This is a genomic window from Clostridium sp. AT4, from assembly GCF_001517625.2.
Taxonomy (GTDB): Bacteria; Bacillota; Clostridia; order Lachnospirales; family Lachnospiraceae; genus Enterocloster.
Genome location: NZ_LN999828.1, coordinates 1,102,911 through 1,126,161, shown reverse-complemented (window position 1 = coordinate 1,126,161; position 23,251 = coordinate 1,102,911). Strand labels below are relative to the sequence as shown.

The 23,251-nt window shown below is 45.5% G+C and carries 22 protein-coding genes and 3 tRNA genes; 4 read left to right on the top strand and 21 right to left on the bottom strand.

From position 1 onward, the window contains the following. Positions 1 to 61: 61 nt before the first annotated feature. Together typA and BN3656_RS11425 are read right to left on the bottom strand one after the other, a co-directional pair. Positions 62 to 1,891: a translational GTPase TypA gene (typA, locus tag BN3656_RS11430; RefSeq protein ID WP_066548183.1), complete on the bottom strand. Its 1,830-nt coding sequence runs from the start codon at positions 1,889 to 1,891 to the stop codon at positions 62 to 64. Positions 1,892 to 1,996: 105 nt separating this feature from the next. Continuing rightward, positions 1,997 to 2,647, bottom strand: a complete 651-nt coding sequence (locus BN3656_RS11425; RefSeq protein ID WP_066550755.1) for a YigZ family protein — start codon at positions 2,645 to 2,647, stop codon at positions 1,997 to 1,999. A 206-nt stretch (positions 2,648 to 2,853) separates the two neighbouring features. Here BN3656_RS11425 and BN3656_RS11420 point away from each other — a divergent pair, with 206 nt between their 5' ends. Beyond that, the gene (locus BN3656_RS11420; protein WP_066548180.1) at positions 2,854 to 5,556 is read left to right on the top strand and encodes a transglycosylase domain-containing protein; all 2,703 of its coding nucleotides are present in this window, start codon (positions 2,854 to 2,856) and stop codon (positions 5,554 to 5,556) included. A 77-nt stretch (positions 5,557 to 5,633) separates the two neighbouring features. Here BN3656_RS11420 and BN3656_RS16885 read toward each other — a convergent pair whose 3' ends face one another. From BN3656_RS16885 to BN3656_RS11405, 3 genes are all read right to left on the bottom strand, one after another. Beyond that, complete coding sequence (locus BN3656_RS16885) at positions 5,634 to 6,269, bottom strand: hypothetical protein (RefSeq protein ID WP_066548178.1); 636 nt, start codon at positions 6,267 to 6,269, stop codon at positions 5,634 to 5,636. Positions 6,270 to 6,404: 135 nt separating this feature from the next. Continuing rightward, positions 6,405 to 6,758: a SpoVA/SpoVAEb family sporulation membrane protein gene (locus tag BN3656_RS11410; RefSeq protein ID WP_066548175.1), complete on the bottom strand. Its 354-nt coding sequence runs from the start codon at positions 6,756 to 6,758 to the stop codon at positions 6,405 to 6,407. 48 nt (positions 6,759 to 6,806) lie between these two features. Continuing rightward, positions 6,807 to 7,826, bottom strand: coding sequence for a stage V sporulation protein AD (locus tag BN3656_RS11405; RefSeq protein WP_066548173.1), 1,020 nt, complete (start codon positions 7,824 to 7,826; stop codon positions 6,807 to 6,809). A gap of 189 nt (positions 7,827 to 8,015) precedes the next feature. On the opposite strand from BN3656_RS11405, the gene BN3656_RS11400 reads away from it, so the two are divergent. Then, entirely contained in the window at positions 8,016 to 8,675 is a 660-nt protein-coding gene (locus BN3656_RS11400; RefSeq protein WP_066548170.1) for a Crp/Fnr family transcriptional regulator, read from the top strand. Positions 8,676 to 8,728: 53 nt separating this feature from the next. Here the strand turns inward: BN3656_RS11400 and BN3656_RS11395 are convergent, their stop codons facing one another. From BN3656_RS11395 to BN3656_RS11375, 5 genes are all read right to left on the bottom strand, one after another. Further along, positions 8,729 to 9,304, bottom strand: a complete 576-nt coding sequence (locus BN3656_RS11395) for a hypothetical protein (protein ID WP_066548167.1) — start codon at positions 9,302 to 9,304, stop codon at positions 8,729 to 8,731. Next, entirely contained in the window at positions 9,304 to 9,567 is a 264-nt protein-coding gene (locus BN3656_RS11390; RefSeq protein WP_066548164.1) for a 4Fe-4S binding protein, read from the bottom strand. The genes BN3656_RS11395 and BN3656_RS11390 overlap by 1 nt, the downstream gene beginning before the upstream one ends. Before the next feature lie 166 nt (positions 9,568 to 9,733). Beyond that, positions 9,734 to 10,075 (bottom strand): arsenate reductase family protein, encoded by a 342-nt coding sequence (locus BN3656_RS11385; RefSeq protein ID WP_066548160.1) that lies wholly within the window; start codon positions 10,073 to 10,075, stop codon positions 9,734 to 9,736. A gap of 18 nt (positions 10,076 to 10,093) precedes the next feature. Beyond that, positions 10,094 to 12,055, bottom strand: coding sequence for a fructose-bisphosphatase class III (locus BN3656_RS11380; RefSeq protein ID WP_066548155.1), 1,962 nt, complete (start codon positions 12,053 to 12,055; stop codon positions 10,094 to 10,096). Positions 12,056 to 12,080: 25 nt separating this feature from the next. Next, positions 12,081 to 13,325, bottom strand: a complete 1,245-nt coding sequence (locus tag BN3656_RS11375) for an AI-2E family transporter (protein ID WP_066548152.1) — start codon at positions 13,323 to 13,325, stop codon at positions 12,081 to 12,083. Positions 13,326 to 13,524: 199 nt separating this feature from the next. Here BN3656_RS11375 and BN3656_RS11370 point away from each other — a divergent pair, with 199 nt between their 5' ends. After that, entirely contained in the window at positions 13,525 to 13,836 is a 312-nt protein-coding gene (locus BN3656_RS11370) for a DUF3837 family protein (protein ID WP_066548148.1), read from the top strand. Positions 13,837 to 13,866: 30 nt separating this feature from the next. Here the strand turns inward: BN3656_RS11370 and BN3656_RS11365 are convergent, their stop codons facing one another. The 4 genes from BN3656_RS11365 to BN3656_RS11350 all read right to left on the bottom strand — a co-directional run bounded on the left by BN3656_RS11365 (position 13,867) and on the right by BN3656_RS11350 (position 15,303). Further along, positions 13,867 to 14,859: a Gfo/Idh/MocA family oxidoreductase gene (locus BN3656_RS11365; RefSeq protein WP_066548146.1), complete on the bottom strand. Its 993-nt coding sequence runs from the start codon at positions 14,857 to 14,859 to the stop codon at positions 13,867 to 13,869. Positions 14,860 to 14,994: 135 nt separating this feature from the next. After that, a tRNA-Thr gene (locus tag BN3656_RS11360) sits at positions 14,995 to 15,067 on the bottom strand. An 82-nt stretch (positions 15,068 to 15,149) separates the two neighbouring features. Then, positions 15,150 to 15,221: transfer RNA gene (locus tag BN3656_RS11355), tRNA-Glu, on the bottom strand. A gap of 8 nt (positions 15,222 to 15,229) precedes the next feature. Continuing rightward, positions 15,230 to 15,303: transfer RNA gene (locus tag BN3656_RS11350), tRNA-Pro, on the bottom strand. Positions 15,304 to 15,587: 284 nt separating this feature from the next. Here BN3656_RS11350 and BN3656_RS11345 point away from each other — a divergent pair. Continuing rightward, complete coding sequence (locus BN3656_RS11345) at positions 15,588 to 16,229, top strand: PAS domain-containing protein (protein ID WP_066548140.1); 642 nt, start codon at positions 15,588 to 15,590, stop codon at positions 16,227 to 16,229. Between the two features lie 52 nt (positions 16,230 to 16,281). On the opposite strand, the gene BN3656_RS11340 is transcribed toward BN3656_RS11345, so the two are convergent. The 7 genes from BN3656_RS11340 to BN3656_RS11310 form a co-directional block, all read right to left on the bottom strand. Further along, positions 16,282 to 17,613 carry an amidohydrolase gene (locus tag BN3656_RS11340; protein WP_066548137.1) on the bottom strand — a complete coding sequence of 444 codons (1,332 nt, stop codon included), beginning with the start codon at positions 17,611 to 17,613 and terminating at the stop codon, positions 16,282 to 16,284. Between the two features lie 30 nt (positions 17,614 to 17,643). After that, complete coding sequence (locus BN3656_RS11335) at positions 17,644 to 18,120, bottom strand: hypothetical protein (RefSeq protein ID WP_242962993.1); 477 nt, start codon at positions 18,118 to 18,120, stop codon at positions 17,644 to 17,646. A gap of 14 nt (positions 18,121 to 18,134) precedes the next feature. Continuing rightward, the gene (locus BN3656_RS11330) at positions 18,135 to 19,001 is read right to left on the bottom strand and encodes a DUF3100 domain-containing protein (RefSeq protein WP_066548131.1); all 867 of its coding nucleotides are present in this window, start codon (positions 18,999 to 19,001) and stop codon (positions 18,135 to 18,137) included. 38 nt (positions 19,002 to 19,039) lie between these two features. Further along, positions 19,040 to 19,867, bottom strand: a complete 828-nt coding sequence (locus tag BN3656_RS11325) for a carbon-nitrogen hydrolase family protein (RefSeq protein ID WP_066548128.1) — start codon at positions 19,865 to 19,867, stop codon at positions 19,040 to 19,042. A gap of 39 nt (positions 19,868 to 19,906) precedes the next feature. Next, positions 19,907 to 21,013 (bottom strand): alanine racemase, encoded by a 1,107-nt coding sequence (locus tag BN3656_RS11320; protein WP_066548125.1) that lies wholly within the window; start codon positions 21,011 to 21,013, stop codon positions 19,907 to 19,909. 6 nt (positions 21,014 to 21,019) lie between these two features. After that, on the bottom strand, positions 21,020 to 21,412 hold the full coding sequence (locus BN3656_RS11315) for a RidA family protein (RefSeq protein ID WP_066548122.1): 393 nt from the start codon (positions 21,410 to 21,412) through the stop codon (positions 21,020 to 21,022). Positions 21,413 to 21,838: 426 nt separating this feature from the next. Further along, positions 21,839 to 23,197, bottom strand: a complete 1,359-nt coding sequence (locus tag BN3656_RS11310) for a sodium-dependent transporter (protein WP_066548120.1) — start codon at positions 23,195 to 23,197, stop codon at positions 21,839 to 21,841. Between the last annotated feature and the right edge of the window lie 54 nt (positions 23,198 to 23,251).

The following is a 23,251-nucleotide window of genomic DNA, read 5'->3' as shown; positions in this document are numbered from 1 at the left end:
CTTTGGAAGAATATTCCAAAAATTCCGGGAGAACTGTCATATTTTATTTAAAAAATAAATTTTATTTTTTGAAGGAAGCTCTCTTTCGTAAAAGAGGATCCAGGATCTTTTTACGGATACGCAGGCTCTCCGGGGTTACCTCCAAAAGCTCGTCTGTATCAATAAAGTCCAGGCTCTGCTCTAAACTCATGATCTTTGGCGGAGTCAGCTTTAAGGCCTCATCTGCACTGGAGGAACGAGTATTGGTCAGCTTCTTTGTCTTGCAGACATTGATCTCAATATCCTCTGCCTTGGGGCTCTGTCCCACAACCATACCGGAATATACCTTTACGCCCGGCCCGATAAAGAGGGTTCCTCTCTCCTGAGCATTAAACAGGCCGTAGGTAATGGCCTCACCGGCCTCAAAGGCGATCAGAGAGCCGGTAGGACGGTAGGATAAGTCGCCCTTGTACTCTGCATAGCCGTCAAAAATTGTATTTAAGATACCATTTCCCTTGGTATCCGTCATAAAGTCGCCGCGGTAACCGATCAGGCCTCTGGACGGGATAGAAAATTCCAGTCTGGAATAGCCTCCGGCTGCCTGGCTCATGCCCTGCAGGGCGCCCTTTCTGGCTGTCAGCTTCTGGATCACCACGCCGGTATACTCCTCAGGAACATCAATATAAGCAAGCTCCATGGGCTCTAATCTGCGGTTGCGCTCATCATAGTGATAAAGCACCTCTGCTTTACTTACCGCAAACTCATAGCCCTCGCGGCGCATATTTTCGATCAGGACCGACAGATGAAGTTCACCGCGTCCTGATACCTTAAAGCAGTCTGCAGAGTCTGTTTCCTCTACACGGAGGCTCACGTCTGTATTCAGCTCGCGGAACAGACGGTCTCTTAAATGACGGGAGGTGATATACTTTCCTTCCTGTCCGGCAAGGGGACTGTCATTTACCATGAAGTACATAGCAATAGTAGGCTCAGAAATCTTCTGGAAGGGGATTGCCTCCGGGTTCTGTGGAGAGCAGATGGTATCCCCGATATGGATATCCGCAATACCGGAAATGGCAACGATGGAGCCGATTTTTGCCTCCTGAACCTCCACACGCTTTAAGCCGTCAAATTCATAAAGCTTACCGATCTTGATTTTTTTAAATTTGTCAGGATCGTGATGGTTTACCAGCACACACTCCTGATTCACCTTAAGGCCGCCGTTTTCCACCTTGCCGATACCGATACGGCCTACAAACTCATTATAGTCAATGGTACTGATCAATACCTGGGTGTCCGCATCCGGGTCGCCTTCCGGTGCGGGAATGTGGTTTACAATGGTCTCAAAGAGAGGTCCCATATCCACCTCTGGATCGTCAATATTAAATTTTGCAAAACCGGCTCTTGCAGAAGCATAGATAAAGGGGCAGTCCAGCTGTTCATCGGAAGCATCCAGATCCATCATAAGCTCCAGCGTTTCGTCGATCACCTCTTCCGGACGTGCTTCCGGACGGTCGATCTTATTGATGCACACGATTACGGACAGATTTAACTCCAATGCTTTCTGAAGCACAAACTTGGTCTGGGGCATGGGGCCTTCGTAGGCATCCACAACCAGAACAACGCCGTTTACCATCTTAAGCACACGTTCTACCTCGCCGCCGAAATCGGCATGTCCGGGAGTGTCGATAATATTGATCTTTGTATCCTTATAAAATACAGCTGTATTTTTTGACAGAATGGTGATGCCTCGCTCACGCTCAATGTCATTGGAGTCCATGACGCGCTCCTGAACCTCCTGATTGGCTCTGAATACGCCGCTCTGCTTTAACAGCTGATCCACCAGAGTGGTTTTGCCATGGTCTACATGGGCGATAATGGCAATATTTCTTACATCTTCTCTTTTCATCTTCATAGTGATCATTCTTCCTTATTTATGCAGAAAACTTATAGATTTAGTCACGGTTTTATAGTATAGCATTGGTATCTTAAGATTGCAAGACCCAAATCCAGGTGCATTTTAAAATACGATCAGCTCTCCCCGGTTCATGCCGTAGTACAGTTCTTTTCCGGTGCGTATCCTCGCCCGGCCGTTGGTCCCTTCTGTGATCTTGGTCTGGAAGCAGTCCTTTACGGCAACCGGTACCAGAAAATCAAACTCTGCCTTATCGGAATACCTGCTTTCCAGAGTATCGATCCCCTCCTGGGCCGCAATATACTGGATCTTTCCCACGCTGTTGTAGTCGGCTGTGACCTCCAGCTGCACTCCCAGCTTTTTTTCTACAACCGAACAGTTTAAAAGCGCTTCTTTTACAGCACCGGAATAAGCTCTTACAAGGCCCCCTGTCCCTAAAAGTGTACCTCCGAAATACCGGGTAACTACTGCACATACATCGTGGAGTCCCTCTCCTGCCAGCACATCCATCATGGGCTTTCCCGCCGTCTGGGAGGGCTCGCCGTCATCGCTGCACCGGGCCGTCTGAGCCCGTTCTCCTATAATATAGGCGTAGCAGTGGTGCCTTGCATCCCAGTATTTCTTACGGACCTCCTCAATAAAGGCAAAGGCTTCTTCCTCCGAAGCCACGGGACGGATCTGGGCAATAAACCGGGACTTTTTTTCCACCAGCTCCCCATCTGCGCCCTCATATACGATCTTGTAGCTTTCTACCACTTTTCTCTCTCCTTTTCCCTTTTTTTCAGAAACTGCACCCACATTTTCCTTATTTTTCTTCTGTTTTTTATCATAATATAGTTAGGCTTTCATGGCAAGCCATATTTATGCCTTTTCAATTCCATAAAACTGTTGTATAATTTAATCGTCTGCCAAATGCCTCAGGGCTTTGTCATACGGGGGGAACTTGTTGTAAAGGAGAAACTATGAATTACGGAACACATGAGTCTGAGCGCAGGCTTAGGGCTCTCCAGTCAAAATCGGCCAAATATACCTCAAAGCTGTTTTTTAACATCTTTAAGGCTTTTTTTGTATTGTTTCTTTTTCTGGCCATCGCAGGCACTGCCATCGGTTTCGGCATGGTAAAGGGGATTATCGACAGCGCCCCTTCCGTAGACCTTATGAACATCCAGCCGGATCGCTTTGCCACTACCGTTTATGACATAGGCGGCAATCTCACCGACACAATTGTAACCAGCGGTTCCAACCGTGAATCTGCTGCCTATGAGGAACTGCCCCAGGATCTGATCGATGCCTTTGTAGCCATTGAGGATTCCCGTTTCTGGTCCCATAACGGTATCGATATCCGTTCCATCGCCAGAGCGGTCAACGGCCTGATCAGCGACGACTATGCCGGTGGCGGAAGCACCATCACACAGCAGCTTATCAAAAACAATATCTTTGCCGGCGGTATGGAAACCAGCTGGGGAGCCCGTATTGAACGAAAGCTCCAGGAGCAGTATCTTGCCGTACATCTGGAAAAAAATTCCGGCATGTCCAAGGAAGAAACAAAAAAAGTCATTATTACCAATTATCTCAACACCATTAACCTGGGCTATAATACTCTGGGTGTAAAGGTGGCCGCACGGCGGTATTTTAATAAAGAAGTATCTGATCTTACCCTTTCCGAATGTGCGGTTCTCGCCTCCATCACGAAAAATCCCTCCCGTCTCAATCCGATCTCCGGCGCCGAGGCTAATGCCGAACGCCGCAGCATTGTCCTTCAATATATGTATGATCAGGATTATATCGACAAACAGGAGCTGGAAGAGGCGCTGGCAGACAATGTGTATGAGCGGATCCAAAACGTAAATACAGCCGCACAGGAAACAAACTCCCATTTCAGTTATTTTACCGATGAGCTGGTCGAACAGGTCATTGCCGCTCTTATGGGGGAGCTTGGATATTCGGAAAGCCAGGCGAGAAATCTTCTTTATGCGGGAGGACTTAAAATTTATACCACACAGGATCCCAAGCTTCAGGCCATTGTGGATGAGGAGATCAACAATCCGGAAAATTATACTGCTGCCAAGTATTCCGTAGAATACCGTCTTTCCATCACACATACGGATGGGACAACCGAGCATTTTTCAGAAGAAAATTTAAAATCCTACCACAAGTCTGTATTGGGAGATACGGGCTATGATGGCCTTTATCCAAGCAAAGAAGCAGTCCAGGAGGATATCGAACGCTACAAAGCATGGCTGATCAAGGATGGCGACACCATTATCGGAGAACGCCAGAACCTGATTTTACAGCCTCAGGCGTCCTTTGTACTGATGGATCAGCGTACCGGTGAGGTACGGGCCCTTTCCGGAGGACGCGGTGAAAAGACCGCCAGCCTGACCTTGAACCGTGCCAGCAATGTATACCGCCAGCCCGGTTCTGCATTTAAGGTAATCACTGCCTTCGCTCCAGCTCTTGACACCTGCGGAGCCACCCTGGGAACGGTTTATTATGACGCTCCTTATACGATTGGAACAAAAACCTTCCGTAACTGGTGGGGTTCCGGGAAAGGCTTTGTAGGCTATTCTAATATCCGTGAAGGCATCATTTACTCCATGAATATCGTAGCAGTGCGGACCCTGATGGAAACCGTAACGCCCCAGCTTGGCATGGAATACGCTGAAAAAATGGGAATTACTTCCATGACAAAAAATGATCTCGGCGCTGCCCAGGCTCTGGGCGGACTCACAAAGGGCGTTTCCAACTTAGAGCTCACTGCCGCCTATGCCTCCATCGCAAACGGCGGTGTGTATACAAAACCCCGGTTCTTTACAAAGATCCTGGATCATGACGGGAATGTGCTCATCAACAATGAGCCTGAAACACGGCAGGTATTAAAGGATTCCACTGCCTTTCTGCTTACAGATGCCATGGCGGATTCCATGAAAGCAAACCGGAAATTTGCGCGTTCCGGCGTATCCATCAATTCCACCAGTACCAGAGCAGCCCTGTCTGGAATGTCTGCAGCCGGCAAGAGCGGCACTACCACCGGAAATAATGATATCTGGTTTGTAGGTTTTACTCCCTACTATACAGCCGGTGTCTGGGGCGGCTGTGACAGCAACCAGAAACTCTCTGCCGGAAACGGAGGTACCTCTTTCCATAAGGATATCTGGCGCAATATCATGAACCGTGTCCATGAGGGGCTTTCTGATCCCGGATTTCCCGTTCCAGACAGCGTGGAAACGGCCGAAATCTGCCGCAAATCCGGCAAACGGGCAGTACCCGGCGTCTGCGATCACGACCCAAGAGGCAGCGCCGTATATACGGAATACTTTGCTAAAGGAACCGCTCCGTCCGAGGTCTGCGACAAGCATGTGGCTGTAACCGTCTGCGCCCAGTCCGGCCTGCGCCCCACTCCGTACTGCACGGAAAAGACAACAAAGGTATGCATGGTACTGCCTGAGGGAGAGGAAAATCTGGCAACGGATGATTCCGTATTTTCCATACCAGGTACCTGCACCATTCATTCCGGCAATTCTACCATTATCGCACCTTCCTTTGGCTCGGATGAGACTGGTGGCTCCGGCGAAAATGTAACCATCTCTCCCATCGGCCCCGGTTATGAGCCTCAAACCCGGCCGCAGTGGGAAAATTCGGGGCCCGGCGTCCGACAGAACTGATATTTAAAGAGAATAAAAAGAATCTGTGAATACAGCTGTATTTTACATACTGTTTCACAGATTCTTTTTTTGCAGCGTCAAGCTGGCCCTATAGGATCTTCCGCCGTCTTACTCTGCAATATAATATCCGTCCCGCCCCTGTTCCTTCGCCTTATAAAGCGCCCGGTCCGCTCTTTCATAAAGATTTCTAAAACCCATCCCCTTTTCTGCTTCTGTAATTCCCACAGAGGCACCATGATCATGATCTGGCTGGTATCCTGCCGGCCGCTGGTAAACACATCAGAAACATAAGCTCTCCCCTTTTCCATAGCAGCCAAAAGCTCACTGTCATCTATCTGCCAGCGGTTTCCCGTATCGTCTATGGTATTCCCTTCCTGATCCATAATGCCTATCTGTGCAAATCCCGCCCTGCTCCTGATTTCCTGAAGTTGTTTTACGATTTCCGCGGAAGTCATTTTCTCTGGTACGCTGAAATTTTCCTCACCTATATTTAAAATCTCTGTACAATGCCTCATCTCACTTCGTATAATCTTTACAATATAGTCAGATAAAAGGGAAATCTGCTCCATATTACGGTTAAGAATTTCATTATGTATACGGTTGGAATAGTGAAAAAACAGCGAAAAAATATTGATAACGGAAAAAGAAACAATACCAGCGATCAAAAGAATCCAGGCTGCAGTTTTATAGCGGTTTGATCTCTTGTCTTTCATATATCTGCCTCATACAATATTTTAAAAATACGTTTTTCTAAAAAGAACCCGCCAGTTCTCTCCCGGCGGGATTTTTTCCAATTATACCAGATTGCCAGGGACATATGCAATAGTTTTAAAGTATTAAACTTCCCCTCACTTCATCTTGGGCTTAAAAAGTACGGAAGCTGAATACCCGAATATGAGAGCCCCGGTGATTCCGGCAGATGCGGCGGTCAGCCCACCTTTAAATAATCCCAATACTCCTTCCTCTGCCAGCGCAGTTTTTACCCCCTTAAAAAGCGTATTTCCAAAGCCCAGAAGGGGAATGCTGGCTCCGGCTCCGGCCCAGGAAAGAAAGGGCTCATAAATCCCTACCGCCCCCAGAATGGCTCCTGAAACGACTAACAGTACCATGATCCGTCCCGGCATCAGTTTCGTCTTTTCCATCAGGATCTGAACCAGAGCACAGATAATGCCTCCTGTAACAAATGCTTTTATATAATCCATATATCTGCTCCTTATTTATGCTGGATCCGGCCTTTAGGGCCTCCCCCATTATTCCAAATGCTCTATTACCACCCCATGGGCAATTCCCGGTATGGTCTGTCCTTCGTTGTAACTTACCGTAGAAAGAAGAGCGCCTGTAGGCACAAAAAGAACACGTTTCCAGATTCCCTCCCGGATTTTTGGCAGGATCGCCGCGCACAGCGTAACCGCAGAACAGCCGCAGCCGCTTCCTCCTGCATGGGTATCCTGGGTTTCTTTGCTGTAAATCTCAACGCCGCAGTCCATATGGCGTTCCTTCAGGCTGCGCCCCTTTTTCTCCATCAGATCCAACAGGATCTGCGTTCCTACCTCTCCCAGGTCTCCGGTGATGATCCTGTCATACCAGGTCTCATCCGTTCCAAGATCCTCCAGATTCTGTTCGATTGTATGAAATGCCGCCGGAGCCATGGCAGCTCCCATATTCATAGAATCTCTGGCTCCAATATCGATCGCTTTTCCGGCAGTAAATGCCGTGATCTTTGCCAGTCCCGACTGCCCCTCTTTCCCAATGACGACTGCCCCGCACCCAGTCACCGTCCAGGTAGAAGACATAGGGCGCTGGTTCCCGTAGGCAAGAGGAAAACGGAACTGTTTTTCTGCGGTGGCAAAATGGCTGGACGCCATGGATAGCACATGATCCGCATAGCCTGCATTTACCATCATTGCTCCCAGGCTCATGGCCTCTCCCATGGTGGAACAGGCCCCGTAAAGCCCAAAGAGGGGAATTTCCAGATCTACAGTTCCAAAAGAGGTGGCAATCAGCTGTCCCAGCAGATCTCCCGCAAAAAGATAACGGATATCATCCCGTTTCAGTCCGGCTTTTGTAATGGACAGATCTGCAGCCGCCTTCTGCATGGAGCTCTCTGCCTGCTCCCAGTTTTCCATCCCCTTTCCATCATCCATGATATGACGGTCAAAAAACGGTCCTAAGGGTCCTTCACTTTCCTTCTTTCCAACTATACTGGCTGCTCCGCAGATAACCGGAGGCCGTGCAAACGCTACCGTCGCTTTTCCTTTCTTCTGTTCCATCTGCTATGTGCTCCTTTCCCATATCCGACCGTATTTTCCATTGAAAACATCCGGCGATTGGAAATATTATGCGTAAACAGATGTGATTTTATGCAAATGACAGAAAAAGCATCCTGTTAAAAAATCCCTTCATTGACAGATCACAGTCTCGACTTTATACTAAAAACAGCATAGGGAGGTGCTATACTTATGGATCTTAGTAATCATTTTTCAGTCTGGAACCGCCTGACCCCGGCCCAGCAGGAGCTTATATCCACCCATCTTATCTGCCGGGATGTGAAAAAAGGCACTGTTTTGTATAATGGAAGCTCTGACTGCCTGGGACTCGTACTTATAAAAAAAGGCCAGCTGCGGGCCTATATGATTTCCGAGGAAGGACGTGAGGTCACGCTGTACCGGCTTTTGGAGCGAGATATCTGTCTTTTTTCTGCTTCCTGCATTATGAAAAATATCCAGTTTGACATTACGATCGAGGCGGAAAAGGATTCTAACATCTGCATCATACCAGCAGTGATCTACAAACGTCTCATGGAGGAATCTGCTGCTGTCTCCAATTATACAAATGAGATCATGGCAGCCCGCTTTTCTGAGGTGATGTGGCTCATTGAACAGATCATGTGGAAAACCTTTGACCGGAGACTGGCCTCCTTTCTTTTAGAGGAAATGGCTCTGGAAGGAAGTTCCGGATTAAAAATCACCCATGAAACCATTGCAGGCCATCTGGGTACTGCCAGAGAGGTAGTAACTCGGATGCTGCGTTACTTCCAGGAGGAAGGCATGGTAAAACTCAGCCGGGGGATGATTAACATTACCGATGAAAAACGACTTAGAAAACTGTCCGAATCATAAAATAAGCCAGACGCAGGTAATACGAACGCGTCTGGCTTTTCGATCACAGATATCTATTTTTTACCATTTTTCCCTTTGCAGATCAGCTGGGTCATGGTTCCCATGGGACAGTATACGCACCAGCTGCGGGGCTTAAACAGCACCATGGTAATGAGTCCTAATATGGTAGAGGTCAGCATCACGCTGTAAAATCCAAAGGCAAACTGGGCTGTGCCGGGATGGAACAGGGTTCCGTGGTAGGCCCAGTGCCATGGAAGCTTAAATATCCACAAGAGCGTCACAACCTGCTTTAAATCAGAGGCTCCTGTAAATACCAGAACCGTATTCCACAGCATCTGGCAGAACATAATGAGGAAGAATACCAGAAAGCCATATCGAAACGCCCTGCTTTTCATCCATCCCGGAATGTCCTTTTTCCTGGAAAGCCCCAGCCGGCCGCCTAACAGCCCAAAAAGCTGCCCCCTGCCGCAGTAGCGGTTACAGTAGCCTTTATTCCCCTGCACCAATGCAATGATCAGGGGGATAAAAAAGCATAAAAGTCCCAGCCACGCAAACATAATATTGAAAAATCCCAGGATCAGATAGATCAGGGACAAAATCCACATATAATCATACCAGTGTTTTTTCATCATCCCACCTCCCTGATCTCAATCACGGAAGCCGGGCATTCTTTTGCACATTTTCCGCAGCCTACGCATTTTTCCAAATTCACCTGAGCCCACATTCCACCTGCCACATAGCAGCCTACGCATTTTTCCAAATTCACCTGAGCCCACATTCCACCTGCCACATAGATTGCCCCTAAGGGACAAACCTTTACGCAGCAGCCGCAGGCCACACACAGGCGGCTGTCTACGGATGCTTTCCTTTTCTTTCTAACTCCCGTTGCCATATTCTTCCTCCGCTCTCAGTTTCTATCGGCCGCCGGCCAATACCGAAACGGCTTAATTTTATATTGAGTATAGCGGATTGCGGGAAATATGTCTGTAATTAAGTCACATATAACACGCCCCCAGCTCAGACACCGGGATTTTATTTAACTTTCTTCTGTTTCATGGCTATTTCCATTCTTTCCATACATCCGGTTCATAGCCTATGGCTGCCTGCTTTCCATTACGGACGATCGGCACCTTAAGGATCTTCTGATTTTCCAGTATCTTCTCTACTCTGTCTTCCTCTGCAATATACCGGATCAGAGCTAACAGATCCTTATCCCTGCAGTCCGGATCAATAAGCTTTTCATAACCGCCCACAGCCTGGCATACAGCGTTAAATTCTCCTTTGCTGAGCCCTTTTTCCTTCATATCTATAAATTGGTATTTAATCCCCCGCTCCTTAAAATACCGCTCTGCTTTTTTACTGTCAAAGCTCTTTTTCGTTCCAAAAATCTGTATATTCATGCGTATCCTTTCACCTTTTTATCTTCTCCCAAACCGTTCTGCGATCCGGCCGTCACGGTAGGCCTTTAACAGCTGTTCCAGATCTGCGATCTTTTCCTTCAGCTGCTGTCCCGTATCCGTATCTCCTACCAGCTTCCGGCTGGCTGTCCGTTTTACAATAATATCCTCCGAATAGATATCGCTTTCCTGTTCAATGGCGGCTGCCCTGGACTCAAAGGGTTCATGAGCTGCCAGGATCAGGCCGTAGGAATTATAAATCAGGGTATATCCGGCGATTCCCGTCTCTTTCTGGTAAGCTCTGGAAAAGCCGCCGTCAATTACCAGAACCTTTCCGCCGCATTTAACCGGATTTTCCCCATTTTTCGACTTGACAGGAACATGGCCATTGATGATATGGCTCTCCTCTCCGCCCAGTCCAAATTCTCCCAGGATCATATCTACGGTTTTTTCATTTTCAAGCATCCGGTAATAGGGATTTTTCTTTTCTTTATGGCTTTCCTCATCTTCCAGAAAATACCGTTCAAAGGTAGCCATCTTATCCTTTCCAAAAAGCGGGGAATTTTCTCCCAGCCATATGTACCACATGATGTCCCGGCCCCTTTTTCGTTCCGTCTCATCCTCCGCCATAAAGCCTCTGCGGATATAGCTTTCCAGCACATCATAAAGTCCCCTGCCTTTATAGCACTTTCCGTAAACAGACGTTTCCTTTAAGCTTCCGTCCTCACAAAGGGGAACGCAGCCGTGATAGAGGAGGTTTTGATTATATACCTTATACAGGCTTCCCTTTGCCAGAAGAAACCGCATATGCTGCTGAAGCTTTTCACAGTTTAAAAATGCCTTTTCCAGCCGTTCCATAATGGTCTCTTCCTCAGGAGAAAGCCGGTAGGGATCTGCATGATCCACCGTAGGGAAATGCATATCCTTCATGGGCAGACGTCTTCCATCCAGAACAATGGTGCCATTTTCATAATTGATCCGGTGAAGAAGGAGGCGGCGTTCCAGACCAAACTCCGGATACTCCTTGATCAATTGGCCTTCTACCTTAAACTGGATAATGGAAATGGCCTTGTGCATACGCAGATTCAGTTCCTTTTCTCCGGGACTGCATGGATGGCTTCCCTTTAAGGCAAAACAGCTGCAGGGATCATCCCCATAGGTTTCCAAGGCAAAGGTAGCAAGAGGAAGCAGATTGATGCCATAACCGTCTTCTAAAATATCCAGATTCCCATATCTGGCGCAGATACGGATCACATTTGCTATACAGCCCCTCTGCCCTGCAGCCGCTCCCATCCAGAGCACATCATGGTTGCCCCACTGGATATCCAGAGAGTGATACTGCATCAGCTTATCCATGATCAGGTGCGGACCGGGGCCGCGGTCATAAATATCTCCCAATATGTGCAGATGGTCAACGACCAGGCGCTGGATCAGCTCACAGAGAGCTCTTATAAACTCCTCCGCCCGGCCCACCCGTATAATCGTGGCGATAATGGCGGTGTAATAGGATTCTTTGTCTCGGATATCTGCCTTTTCCGTCATCAGCTCTTCAATGACATAGGCAAATTCCGGCGGCAGCGCCTTGCGCACCTTAGAACGGGTGTATTTGCTGCCAGAACGCTTGCTGACCTCTATAAGACGGTAAAGAGTAATCTTATACCAGTCCTCCTTATTTGCCGTGTGCTCTAAAATCTGCGCCATTTTCTCTCTGGGATAATAGATCAGCGTTGCCAGACTGCGCTTATCTTCTCTGCACAGCGTATTCCCAAACACGTCATTTACCTTGCGCCGCACTGCGCCGGAACCATTTTTCAGCACATGGGAAAATGCCTCTGCTTCCCCGTGGATATCCGTAAGGAAATGCTCCGTTCCCTTAGGAAGATTTAAAATGGCCTCAAGGTTAATAACTTCCGTAGAAGCCGCAGCTACTGTAGGATAAAGCTCTGCAAGCCGTTCCAGATATCGGGTTTGAAGATCTGCCATGAATACCCTCCTTTTGATGGATCCGTTATTTTTCCGTATGCTCTATAAATGTTCCCTCTATGGGATCTATATGGTCTAATTCCCTGTAATCATCTGTACGGGCAGAAAGCTTTTTTCTTCTGAGCATCCCGCAGATATATTCAGAGATCAAACGATAAAATACTGCAAATACCGGTACCGCTATGATCATTCCGACAAAGCCGAAGAGTCCTCCGAACAGCAGGATGGAAAACAGCACCCAGAAACTGGGAAGGCCGGTGGAATCTCCCAGGATCTTGGGCCCTAAAATATTTCCGTCAAACTGCTGCAGCACCAGAATAAAGATCAGGAAATACAGACATTTTAAAGGGCTTACAAGCAGGATCAGAAATGCGCTGGGAATGGCTCCGATAAACGGACCGAAAAAGGGGATCACATTTGTAAAACCAATAATAACGCTGATCAAAAGCACATAGGGCATTTTTAGAAACCGCATTCCGAAAAAGCACATAATGCCGATGATCAGAGAATCCAGAAGCTTTCCTGTAATGAAACCGCCAAACACATGGTGGGCAAAGCGGATCTCATTAATCAGCCGGTTTGCCATGCGAACACTGAACAGGCCATAGATTATTTTCTTAAACTGAGCGCAAAGTGTCCACTTTAAATTCAGCAGATAGATCATTACGATCAGACCGATCAAAATATTTTTCACCACTGTAACCGCATTGATCACTCCGGCAGATACATGATCCAGGATCAAATAAATACTTGGCACCAGATCTGTCGTCATCCAGTGCTGAAATTCCATGGCCGCCTCATTAAAATGAGGCATCACGATTTCTTCCAGTTCCGGATTATCTTCAAGAAGCTGTGACAGCCATAATGTGAGGTTATTGATATATTCGGCCAGGCTTTCCTGAAATCCGAGAATGCTCTCCATGATCTGTGGGATAATCATCCAGACCAAGCCGCAGACCAATATAAGCAGAAACAGCAGACTGGCAATTGTAGCTGCTGTTTTTCCCGCTCTGCTTCTGACTTTTTCTGTGGTAAACAGCTTTTTCGTATTACGGCAGACAAAGAAATAGACCGAATTATAGACAGGAAGCATCAAGTATGCAAGAACGCCTCCATAAATAATAGGCATCAGAATCTGAATGATCTCTCCGATCACTCCAAAAATAGTCTGAACCTTCATCAGGGAAAAAGCCAGAAAAACACTGCAGGCAATAACAGCCAATGCTGTAAGCCCCCAGTTGATATACAGCCGGAATCTTTGGTTTTTCATAATCGTATACTCCTGTAATAAAATTTAAACGGTTCCTGCTGGAAAATGCAGGAACTCCGTTTTAATTTAGTATACCATGGTTCCCTGTTTCCCACAATGCAGTGGGAAACTTTCTTGAAAATTTAGCAGAATTTTTATATTTCTGAAACGAAAGGCGGCTTTCCGTGATATAATGGAGCAAAAAAGGAAGGAACTGAATATGTCATACATCATAAAAATGGCCCTGGATATCAAGGCCGGCTTTGAGCCCCCGGCTCAGATGTCCTCTCCCATCGAGGCCTACTGCGCCATAGGGACCGTTGCAAAAGCCATGAGGCTTGACCTCCCGGCGCGAAGAGACACACTCTTTGAAATGCGTGAAGATTTAAAGAATGAGATAGATGGCAAGGACTTTCCGGAACCCCGGATTGAAAAAATCTGCCATATTCTTATGAGCTTTATCCGTAATGAGACCACTACGGACCGGATGATGGAGTATATGGTGTACGGGTATGAGAATGAACCGATATAAATGCGGCATTCCGCCATGGGGAATCTATCCTTAGAGGGTATCAGCCTCACCGTGGAAAACAATTCCCGTCTGACGTCTTACCTCTTCAATAATACCTATCTGGGTCGCTGTCTGCTTCTGATACCATTCCGCTCTCTGGAAATCTCTGTTTTCCAGAATGGAGGCCAACACTTTTGCCTCCTCATAAAGGGGATTCGGATCCTTCGTCAATCTGAATACCTGCTCCTTTTGATTCCTGAGCTTCAGAGTGATCCTGGAAGGTTCTGATATCATATCCACAAGGATATTTCCTTTCTCTCCCTGGATCTGGCTTTCCCCTATGGTATCCGTAATCTTGGAATAAAGGATCTCACTGATCATACCCGGATAACGGGCAAGAATGGTACCGATCCCCTCCATTCCGTTGGACAGTTTTACATTGAGTCCTCTGATCTCTTCCGGCTTTCCGAACAGACGTACCAGCCCGTACACTGCGTACACCCCAATATCCATCACAGCCGCATTGGCCAAAGAAGGATTGAATGCGTTAAGAATCTCTCCATTTAAAAACGCATCATAACGTGAGGAATACTTTCCATATTCCAAAGTTGCCCTGCGCACCGGTCCGATCAGAGGGATCAACTCCTCCAGTTTTTTCAGGCCGGGATCAAATGCAGTACGCATAGCCTCCATCAGGATCACCTGATGCTTTTTTGCCTCTTCCAACAGCTCCTGAAGTTCTCTCACGGAAGGAACCACCGGCTTCTCACAGATCACATGCTTTCCTCCCCTGAGCATCATCATAGACTGGCTGAAATGGCAGCTATTGGGACTGGCAATGTATACCGCATCCACATCCTTCATTTCTGCCAGCTCCTCAAGAGACACTGTCACCTGAGAAATTCCGTACTCTTTTGCAAATGCCTTTCCTCTCTCTTTATCTCTGGAACAGACAGCTTCCAGACGATAATTTCCGCTCTTTAAAGCCGCCTGGGCAAACATATGAACAATTTTGCCGGTTCCGATCATTCCTAAGCGAATCATGTATGTTCTCCTCCTAATACCTGAAATACTTCCATACCCTTCATCCTGACAGGCAGCCCGTACGTCATTATCCATAAGAGCACAGTAGTAAATAAATGAAAAACAGACCACCGAAAACCGATGGTCTGCTTTACAAGCTTCCAGCCGGACTCGAACCGGCGACCCCTTCATTACGAGTGAAGTGCGCTACCAACTGCGCTATGGAAGCATACAACTATTAAATTTTAGATGTAAATCAATATCCATAAAGATGAAAAATGGCTGTTGCAATGCAACAACCATCCCATCAGTGACCTGACCGGGAATCGAACCCGGGTTTACGCCGTGAGAGGGCGTCGTCTTGACCGCTTGACCATCAGGCCTTGAAAAATCGAGGCGACGTGATTCGAACACGCGGCCTCTGCGTCCCGAACGCAGCGCTCTACCAAACTGAGCCACGCCTCGATTACGTACGTAAGTATAATACACTTTTCAGGAAATGTCAACCATAAATTTTCATAATTTTTAAAATAATTTAAACAACTGGAAACATTGCCATTTGAAGATTTATTAATGTCTGCATCGACCACAAAAATAAGAATTATATGAAACACCTGTCATAAACACCAGGATTACTACCGGCTTATTTTAAAAGTTTTATAGAATATTTATAATTTATTCTTCAATTTCCGTTGAACTTATAAATTTTTTTCTATATACTATTGATATAAAACACAAAGGAGACTCATATGCATCCAACGTTAAACAATTTTATTCCTGCTGCAAAACTGATCTCACAGACCTTTGACTGTGAGGTTATCCTGCACGATTTCTCCACACCTCAATCTTCCGTTGTATATATCGAAAATAATATCGTTACTAACAGGGCTGTCGGAGAAAGCTTTACCGAGTATTTTGTAAAGGAAGTTCTTCTTTCCAGAAAATTTCACGATGACTGCTGTGCCAATTATATCATGGAAGGTAAGGACGAAAAAAAAATCAAATCCTCTACCAGTCTGATCCGGGATAATAACGGGAAAGCTATTGGTGCCCTGTGCGTAAACATTGATCTGACACGGCTAAGCAATGTTATCGCTGATCTCAGCCGGATTCTGGGAATTCCTGAAACGACTGCACATACCGGCACTGAACAAAATGAAGTCATTCCCAGTATTCAGGAACTTGTAAATGATATCATTGACAAAACCATCGGAGATCGTGACGTAGAAAATATGAGCCGGGATCAGAAAATCGATATCATACGTTTTATGTATGACAAAGAAATATTCATGATCAAAGGCACTCTCGAAAAAGTGGCTGAACGCATGAATCTTTCCAAAGTAACTATTTACAGCTATCTGGATGAAATCCGTAAAAATGATAATCATTAAAAAAGAAATGCTTCCTTCTGTAATAACAGAGCAAGCATTTCTTTTTTCTTAATTATGATTCACCGTAATGATATTCATGCTCGATTTCTTTTAATATCTGAAGATATTCTTCTTTTGTAACCTCTGGAACAAATTTGTTTTTTATATCTTTCGCACATTGCGCGCCATCTGCCAGAAGATCAATTACCGTACATGTCATAATCTTGATTGGGATAATATAAGCATCCTCTACACTTACGATCCTGTAATCCTTGGAGTGAAGTCCGCCTTCTATTCCGGTTGTAATACCGTGAAGGACAGGCATTAATAAAGATACATCTCCCATGTCAAAAGAAGCAGTGCTCTTCATACAGTCAAGGATTTCCTCCTCTTTGTAAAAATACAGTGCATTCTGACGGAAACAGTCTGCCATATTTAAATCTGCTTTTAACGGCATTTGTCCCGGAGCATCTGTTACAACCGCTTTTCCACCTAAAGCGTACACCGCGCCTTCAATGCTCTGATTGATTTTTTTATTGGTAGCGCGCAGTGCATTTAAATTCCCTGCTCTTACAGTAGTTTCAAGCCGTACATCCGCCGGAACTGCATTTACAATATCACCGCCTTTATTGATAATCTGATGAACCCGCACGGTATCCTCTTCCCTGAAGGTTTCACGATGATAGGCCATAGCCGTCATTGCCAGACTGGCCATATTTAATGCATTGATCCCATCCCAGGGTGCAGCGCCTGCATGAGACTGTTTTCCCAGAAAACGGGTATTCTTTCCAATAAATCCATTTCCAGTATTACGGGCAGCCAGTTTATACCCTTCTTCAGCCAACGGGAAATTGTGTACCATCATACACATATCCACATCGTCAAAAGCGCCTTTTGAAATCAGTTCCACTTTTCCTGCAAAATAATTTAATTTTCCTTCGTCTTTAAGCTTCTGACGGTAATCCATTTCAATATATTCTTCTGCCGGAACTGCCATGAAATCTATTTTCCCGTCAAGCTGATCCAGAATACCGGAGTGCACCAGCGCATCAGCAACACCATACATAACGGTTGTCTGTATATTATGACCACAGGCATGAATGGCCCCCGTATCCTTATCGCAGTCTGGATGTTCTGGACACACAACAGAATCCAACTCTCCCATGACTACTACTTTAGGACCCTCTTTATTTTCATTCGCATAAGAACGGCAACCGGTAACTGCAATATCGCGGTCTGTTTTTAATCCCAACGCTTCTAATGCATCGGCCAAAAGTTTTGTTGTTTTTACTTCTCTGTATCCAGTTTCCGGATTTTCATAAATCGTTTTTCCCAGAGTCAAGTAACATTCTCTGTGTTTGTCGATAACCGCAATGGCTTTTTCTTTCATTTCTTCTTTTGTCATATTTCTTCACCGCCTGTTATTGTTTGACAACTAAATGATTCCCTGAATGGATAATACAATATGCGAAATGATTGCAGAACCGAAAAATGTTCCACAGAATACTACAAGGGCAACCAGTACCATTTTCCAACTCAGCTTTTTAATATCTCCAAGCTTACAGCCGATAGAAATACCTGCAATGGCCATAATTGCATCACTTATATCAGATGTTACGATCTGTCCAATCAAATCCAGAACCAGTTCCTGGATGGGGCACCATGGCGTAGTTAAAAACAGTGAAATCAAAGATGCCCAGGCAAATGCGGGGATTTTAAGCGGAAGAATCTCCTTGATCTTAAGAGAAACTAATGATACAAGAATAAGGATTGCCATACCACTGACTGCCTTACCCACATTAATCTCCGCACCTTTAATAACAACCCGCCCGGCATAAATGAGCATTACAGAAAGACCGCAGAGAAACAGCACCTTTAACTGATTTAATGTATTTTCAACTTTTGCTGACATAAACATATCCTCCTTTATGCATCTTTGCGTCTTAACAGTTTGCTGTATACTCGATATAGCCTTTCCGCTACTGGAATTGCGATAAAACACTCCATATAAAGACCATCAATATTACTGCAGATATTAGACATGGAAGCATAGGCCATAATTTCCTCTGCCATCTCCGGAACAGTTGCAGCAAGGCTTGCCGATGATGCAGTCATCATAGAACCAGACCCCATGCCACAGGCCATTGCCAGCGAATATGGATGAAGGCCTGTATTAACTGCCAGAGATGCAAGAACTCCAAAAAATACTGCGCCAAACAGATTTCCTACCATATAGGTTCCCATACAGCCAAGAAATTCCGGTGAATTGGCTCCATAACGTTCGTTAATCAGTCCCAGAGACGGCTCGCGGCAGATACTCACCGTTGCGCCAAAGGCTTCGCGCTTCATTCCAAGAAGCATGGCAATCGGAAGACCCACCAGCATTGTTCCCAGATTTCCAAACTCCTGCAGAATCAGTGCTGGTCCAGCCTGAAGAATTTTCAAAATATTAGGTCCGGAACTGGTTCCTAATTTTACGCCCAGAATCAAAAGCATAAAAGAAAGAGCTGCCTCACTCAATTCAACTTCCTTTTCACTGCAGATACTCTTTAATGGTGAAAATATTTTCCCCAAAGCATCCGGTGTTACCAGTACTGCAATAAGCATGGCAAATACCATGGCAGTAATGTTTACCTTCCCAACACTTCCAAGAGGAATTGTTTTTGTGCCAATAATCTCCGAAATAATACCGGCAGCTGCTACAAGAACAAAAAGTTTAATGAATACAGGCCAACGACCATTTTTACTGCTTAAAATCCGGTCTACGGTTACCTCTGTTTTCTCTTTTGACATTCTTGAAAACCTCCTTTGTTTTTGCTCCCATTATCCCCTTACTGCTTTTTCAACAGATAAATATCACTTCTCCTGTTTTTTAACAAAGGGAGCTCCTGTCTGACTTTTTTTACTTTGTCAAGATCCAGAGTCTGAATCATGAAGCCCTCCCTCTCTTCCATTTGTCCCATTATGTCACCCCAGGGCGAAACTGCTATTGTATGCCCCCAGGATGTATAACCTGCATCAGCATCCCTTGCAGGGGCTGTTCCAAGGGTATAAACCTGATTGTCTAACGCCCTGGTTCGGAAAAGGATTTCCCAGTGAGCCGGTCCCGTTGTCATATTAAAGGCGGCAGGTACCAGAATCACCCGAGCACCTTCAAGCACCATCAGACGCGCCAGTTCCGGAAAACGAAAGTCAAAACAAATACAGATTCCCATTTTTCCAAATTCAGTATCAAACACTGTCACCTGATCACCAGGCGTCAGCGTATCGGATTCTTTAAAGGACTGTCCGCCTTCGACCTCTATATCAAACAGATGCATTTTCCGGTGCTTAGCGATCTGTTTTCCGTTGCGGTCAAATACATAAGCAGTGTTAAAGATATGCCCCTGTTCATCTACTTCTGGAACAGATCCCGCCGAAAGATAAATTCCATATTTTGCTGCCAGGGCAGAAAGAGCCTGCCAGGTTTCTCCTCCTTCCTTTTCGGCATAGACAGGGAAATTGCTGCTTTGATAAGGGCAGTTAAACATCTCAGGCAGCGTTACCAGATCCGGCTTCTCTTTTGCCAGTTCTTCCAGATTTACGCATAGAGCACGGATATTTTCTGCTTTATCCGAATATACATGTGACTGCAGCATTGCGGCTTTTAATTTTGTCATATGCATTCCTCCAAAATAATCTATAATAGCCGATTTACATTACAAAAGTTTTCCCCTGCATTCTACAGATATTTTTTCAATCACCTGTCCCTTCGATACTAGATATGCATATTCATGAAGATTCACTACCGGACAGATATGATTCGGGATAATTTCCACCTTATCTCCCACTTTTACATGATCACGGAATTGTTGATTATAAATAATCGCATGTTCATCGTACACATCGAAAATCTCAACATCTGGCCATCCCTTAATAAGCCCAAGACCCTGTGTGGCACAAAAACCTTTGCTTCTGGTCTGTGCTGTAATTCCCTTTGCACCAACATCTGTAATCACCCGTTCAGCAGTCGGACGGCTGATAATGGTTGTAAGAACTGTCGCAGCGTTTCTGTCCAGAGAGCCATAGGCATTTGCCTGAGAGGCATCCATGAAAATGTAAGTTCCCGGACGTATCTCCGTAACTCCCTCCAGAATCGGAAAATCATGCATCATCGATGGAGTAGAACCGATACTGACCGTTTCAAGCTCCATCCCCTCCTCTTTTGCCAAACGAGCAAATTCCAGTGTCCGTTTCTGAGCCGTCAGATGAATATTCCGACATTCTGAAATATCTGCCGCTCCATATGAATTGCCATCATGAGAAAAAATGCCTTTCAGATAAATATTTTTGCATGTTTTCAGATAATGAAGCAGTTTTATATAATCATCCTGTTCGATTACGCCGGACCGCTCCTCGCCTACTTCAATTTCTATAAGCACCTGCGCCTTCTTATCTGCACCTTCAAATGCGGCTTCAATCATTTTCGCCTGATCAATCGAATCTAGGCCAAAGGAAATATCAATTGATTCTGCTAGCTTACGAATTCTTGCAAGCTTTACGGCTCCAACAATTTCATTTGCAATAAAAATATTTTTAAGCCCTGCAGCAGCCATTACCTCTGCTTCCCCAACCTTAGCTACGGTGATTCCTTTTGCTCCAAGGTCCTCCTGAATCAGCGCAAGCTTCGGCATTTTATGAGTTTTAGTATGCGGCCGCAGCGCCACCTTTTTTCTATCTGCATAATCCTGCATAAATCTGAGATTATCCATCATAATCTCACGGTCAATTATCAGAGCAGGCGTATCAAGTTCCATATAGTTCATAAATTTTTACTCCTTTCCGCAGGCAGCAACCGCTTCTATTTCCACAAGACAACCTCCATACAGATGATTCGTCGGAACAACAACCCTGGCAGGTTTATGCGCTCCAAAAAATTCTGAGTATACCTGATTAAACTCTCCCCAGTAAGCAACATCTGGAAGATATACCCTGCACTGGAGAACATCTTCTTTATTTAAGCCTGCTTCTTTTAAAACTGTATGCAGATTCTTCAATGCCTGGGCTGCCTCTGCTTTTACTCCTCCCTCAGGAACTTTTCCTATTTCCGGATCAATCGACAATTGACCGGATATGTACAAAACACCATTGTATTTTATGCCCGGTACATAATGTCCTCCGTCTCTGACAGAATATTTTGTTTCGATAACTTCTGGTTTGTTCATTGTACTGCCCCCTTATGGATTGATAATCATATTATAGAATATTTTATATATAATGTCAATAATTATTTCTATATAATTCTGTATTTGATAGATATTTTTACTGCTTTTTATATTAAAAACTCGATTTGATTTGCAAAAATATACAATTTTATTTATCTACAAAAATCGTTTCTTATATAAATGTATAATTTTTTATATAGACAAGTGAGACAGGACTCTTAGACATCAAATGAGCCAGAGTATAGGAAACTCTGGCTCATAATTGTTTCTGCATGATTTTTACACTTTCCTGTTATCCAAAAAAGCTCCCACATAACGTGTATTTAAATAGCTGCGAAAAAGTTCAAACCCATTTTTACCCCCTGTTTACAATTTTCAAAAAACCTGCCCAAATAGATGAGCAGGTTCTTTGAGAACATCTGTAAATTATCCAATATAACCTTCAATCAAAATAAACAGTACAATCAGAGGAAGGATACAGGACACATAGACTCTGGCCCAGGTCGGGAAAGCAATCCCCTCTCCTTCATTTGCCTCATTTACAAAGTTTTTAAAGCCCCATCCATACCGGCTGGTACAGAACAGCAGATACAGCACACTTCCGATGGGGAGAAGGTTATTGCTGACAATAAAGTCTTCCAGATCCTGAATGGTGGTTCCCGGTCCCAGAGGCTGAATACCGCTCAGGACGTTAAAGCCCAGAACACACGGCATGGACAGCAGGATGATTACGATCACATTCCAGAACACAGCCTTTTTAACGGAACAGCCGGTCAGGTCTGTGGCAAAGGAAATGATATTCTGGAACACGGCGATTACCGTAGACAGGGCCGCAAAGGTCATAAATACAAAGAACAGAGCGCCCCACAGCTGTCCCCCTGCCATATGGTTAAATACATTTGGAAGGGTAATGAAGATAAGGGACGGACCGGATGTAGGCTCGATCCCATAAGCAAAGCAGGCTGGGAAAATGATAAGACCGGACATAAAAGCAACTGAGGTATCTAACAGAGTAATGCTGATGGCCTCTCCGGTAAGTCTCTTTTCCTTGCCGATATAGCTTCCGAAAATCGCAAGAGCGCCGATTCCGATACTTAAGGTAAAGAAGGACTGGCCCATAGCTGCAAAGATCGCTTCTCCCAGTCCGGCCTCCTTCATCTTTCCGAAATCCGGCTTTAAATAAAACTCAAGACCCGGAGCACCACCCTCTAACAGTACCGAATGAACGGCCAATACCACCATTAAAAGGAACAAAAGGAGCATCATGATCTTTGTAATACGCTCTACGCCAGATACAAGTCCCTGCGCGCAGATGGTAAAGCATACCAGAACAATGACAACCATAAATACCGTCATGATCACCGGATCAGCCAGCATTTTGCTGAATTCCTCTGCCGTACCGGCAGAATCAAGTCCATTAAAGTCGCCCCGGAGCATTTTAAAAAAGTACAGAAGCATCCAGCCGGCTACTGTAGTGTAAAACATCATCAGCATATAGTTTCCGGCCATTGCTATATATTTTGTCAGGTGCCATTTGCTTCCCTTGGGTTCCAGCAGATCAAAGGACAGAGCCGCGCTCTTTTTGCTGGCCCGGCCCACGGCAAACTCCATCACTACAATAGGAAGTCCCAGGACCAGAAGAAAAGCAAGGTAGATCAGCACAAAGGCGGCTCCACCGTATTTTCCCACAATATAGGGAAAACGCCATACATTGCCCAGACCGATGGCGCATCCTGCTGAAATCAGGATAAAGCCCAGCCTGGAAGAAAACTTTTCACGTTCCATTTCTCATATCTCCCATAATTTTTTTGTATTCCGGCCCTTATGCATTCCCCCGCA

What these genes read in the sequence shown, in the direction of transcription:
- BN3656_RS11395 (WP_066548167.1), bottom strand. Translation starts at nt 9,304, where the DNA reads ATGAAAAAACACTGGTATGATTATATGTGGATTTTGTCCCTGATCTAT.
- BN3656_RS11385 (WP_066548160.1), bottom strand. Translation starts at nt 10,075, where the DNA reads ATGAATATACAGATTTTTGGAACGAAAAAGAGCTTTGACAGTAAAAAA.
- BN3656_RS11370 (WP_066548148.1), top strand. Translation starts at nt 13,525, where the DNA reads ATGTCATACATCATAAAAATGGCCCTGGATATCAAGGCCGGCTTTGAG.
- BN3656_RS11365 (WP_066548146.1), bottom strand. Translation starts at nt 14,859, where the DNA reads ATGATTCGCTTAGGAATGATCGGAACCGGCAAAATTGTTCATATGTTT.
- BN3656_RS11400 (WP_066548170.1), top strand. Translation starts at nt 8,016, where the DNA reads ATGGATCTTAGTAATCATTTTTCAGTCTGGAACCGCCTGACCCCGGCC.
- BN3656_RS16885 (WP_066548178.1), bottom strand. Translation starts at nt 6,269, where the DNA reads ATGAAAGACAAGAGATCAAACCGCTATAAAACTGCAGCCTGGATTCTT.
- BN3656_RS11375 (WP_066548152.1), bottom strand. Translation starts at nt 13,325, where the DNA reads ATGAAAAACCAAAGATTCCGGCTGTATATCAACTGGGGGCTTACAGCA.
- BN3656_RS11405 (WP_066548173.1), bottom strand. Translation starts at nt 7,826, where the DNA reads ATGGAACAGAAGAAAGGAAAAGCGACGGTAGCGTTTGCACGGCCTCCG.
- BN3656_RS11310 (WP_066548120.1), bottom strand. Translation starts at nt 23,197, where the DNA reads ATGGAACGTGAAAAGTTTTCTTCCAGGCTGGGCTTTATCCTGATTTCA.
- BN3656_RS11330 (WP_066548131.1), bottom strand. Translation starts at nt 19,001, where the DNA reads ATGTCAAAAGAGAAAACAGAGGTAACCGTAGACCGGATTTTAAGCAGT.
- BN3656_RS11320 (WP_066548125.1), bottom strand. Translation starts at nt 21,013, where the DNA reads ATGAACTATATGGAACTTGATACGCCTGCTCTGATAATTGACCGTGAG.
- BN3656_RS11335 (WP_242962993.1), bottom strand. Translation starts at nt 18,120, where the DNA reads ATGTCAGCAAAAGTTGAAAATACATTAAATCAGTTAAAGGTGCTGTTT.
- BN3656_RS11325 (WP_066548128.1), bottom strand. Translation starts at nt 19,867, where the DNA reads ATGACAAAATTAAAAGCCGCAATGCTGCAGTCACATGTATATTCGGAT.
- BN3656_RS11420 (WP_066548180.1), top strand. Translation starts at nt 2,854, where the DNA reads ATGAATTACGGAACACATGAGTCTGAGCGCAGGCTTAGGGCTCTCCAG.
- BN3656_RS11345 (WP_066548140.1), top strand. Translation starts at nt 15,588, where the DNA reads ATGCATCCAACGTTAAACAATTTTATTCCTGCTGCAAAACTGATCTCA.
- typA (WP_066548183.1), bottom strand. Translation starts at nt 1,891, where the DNA reads ATGAAGATGAAAAGAGAAGATGTAAGAAATATTGCCATTATCGCCCAT.
- BN3656_RS11340 (WP_066548137.1), bottom strand. Translation starts at nt 17,613, where the DNA reads ATGACAAAAGAAGAAATGAAAGAAAAAGCCATTGCGGTTATCGACAAA.
- BN3656_RS11380 (WP_066548155.1), bottom strand. Translation starts at nt 12,055, where the DNA reads ATGGCAGATCTTCAAACCCGATATCTGGAACGGCTTGCAGAGCTTTAT.
- BN3656_RS11390 (WP_066548164.1), bottom strand. Translation starts at nt 9,567, where the DNA reads ATGGCAACGGGAGTTAGAAAGAAAAGGAAAGCATCCGTAGACAGCCGC.
- BN3656_RS11315 (WP_066548122.1), bottom strand. Translation starts at nt 21,412, where the DNA reads ATGAACAAACCAGAAGTTATCGAAACAAAATATTCTGTCAGAGACGGA.
- BN3656_RS11410 (WP_066548175.1), bottom strand. Translation starts at nt 6,758, where the DNA reads ATGGATTATATAAAAGCATTTGTTACAGGAGGCATTATCTGTGCTCTG.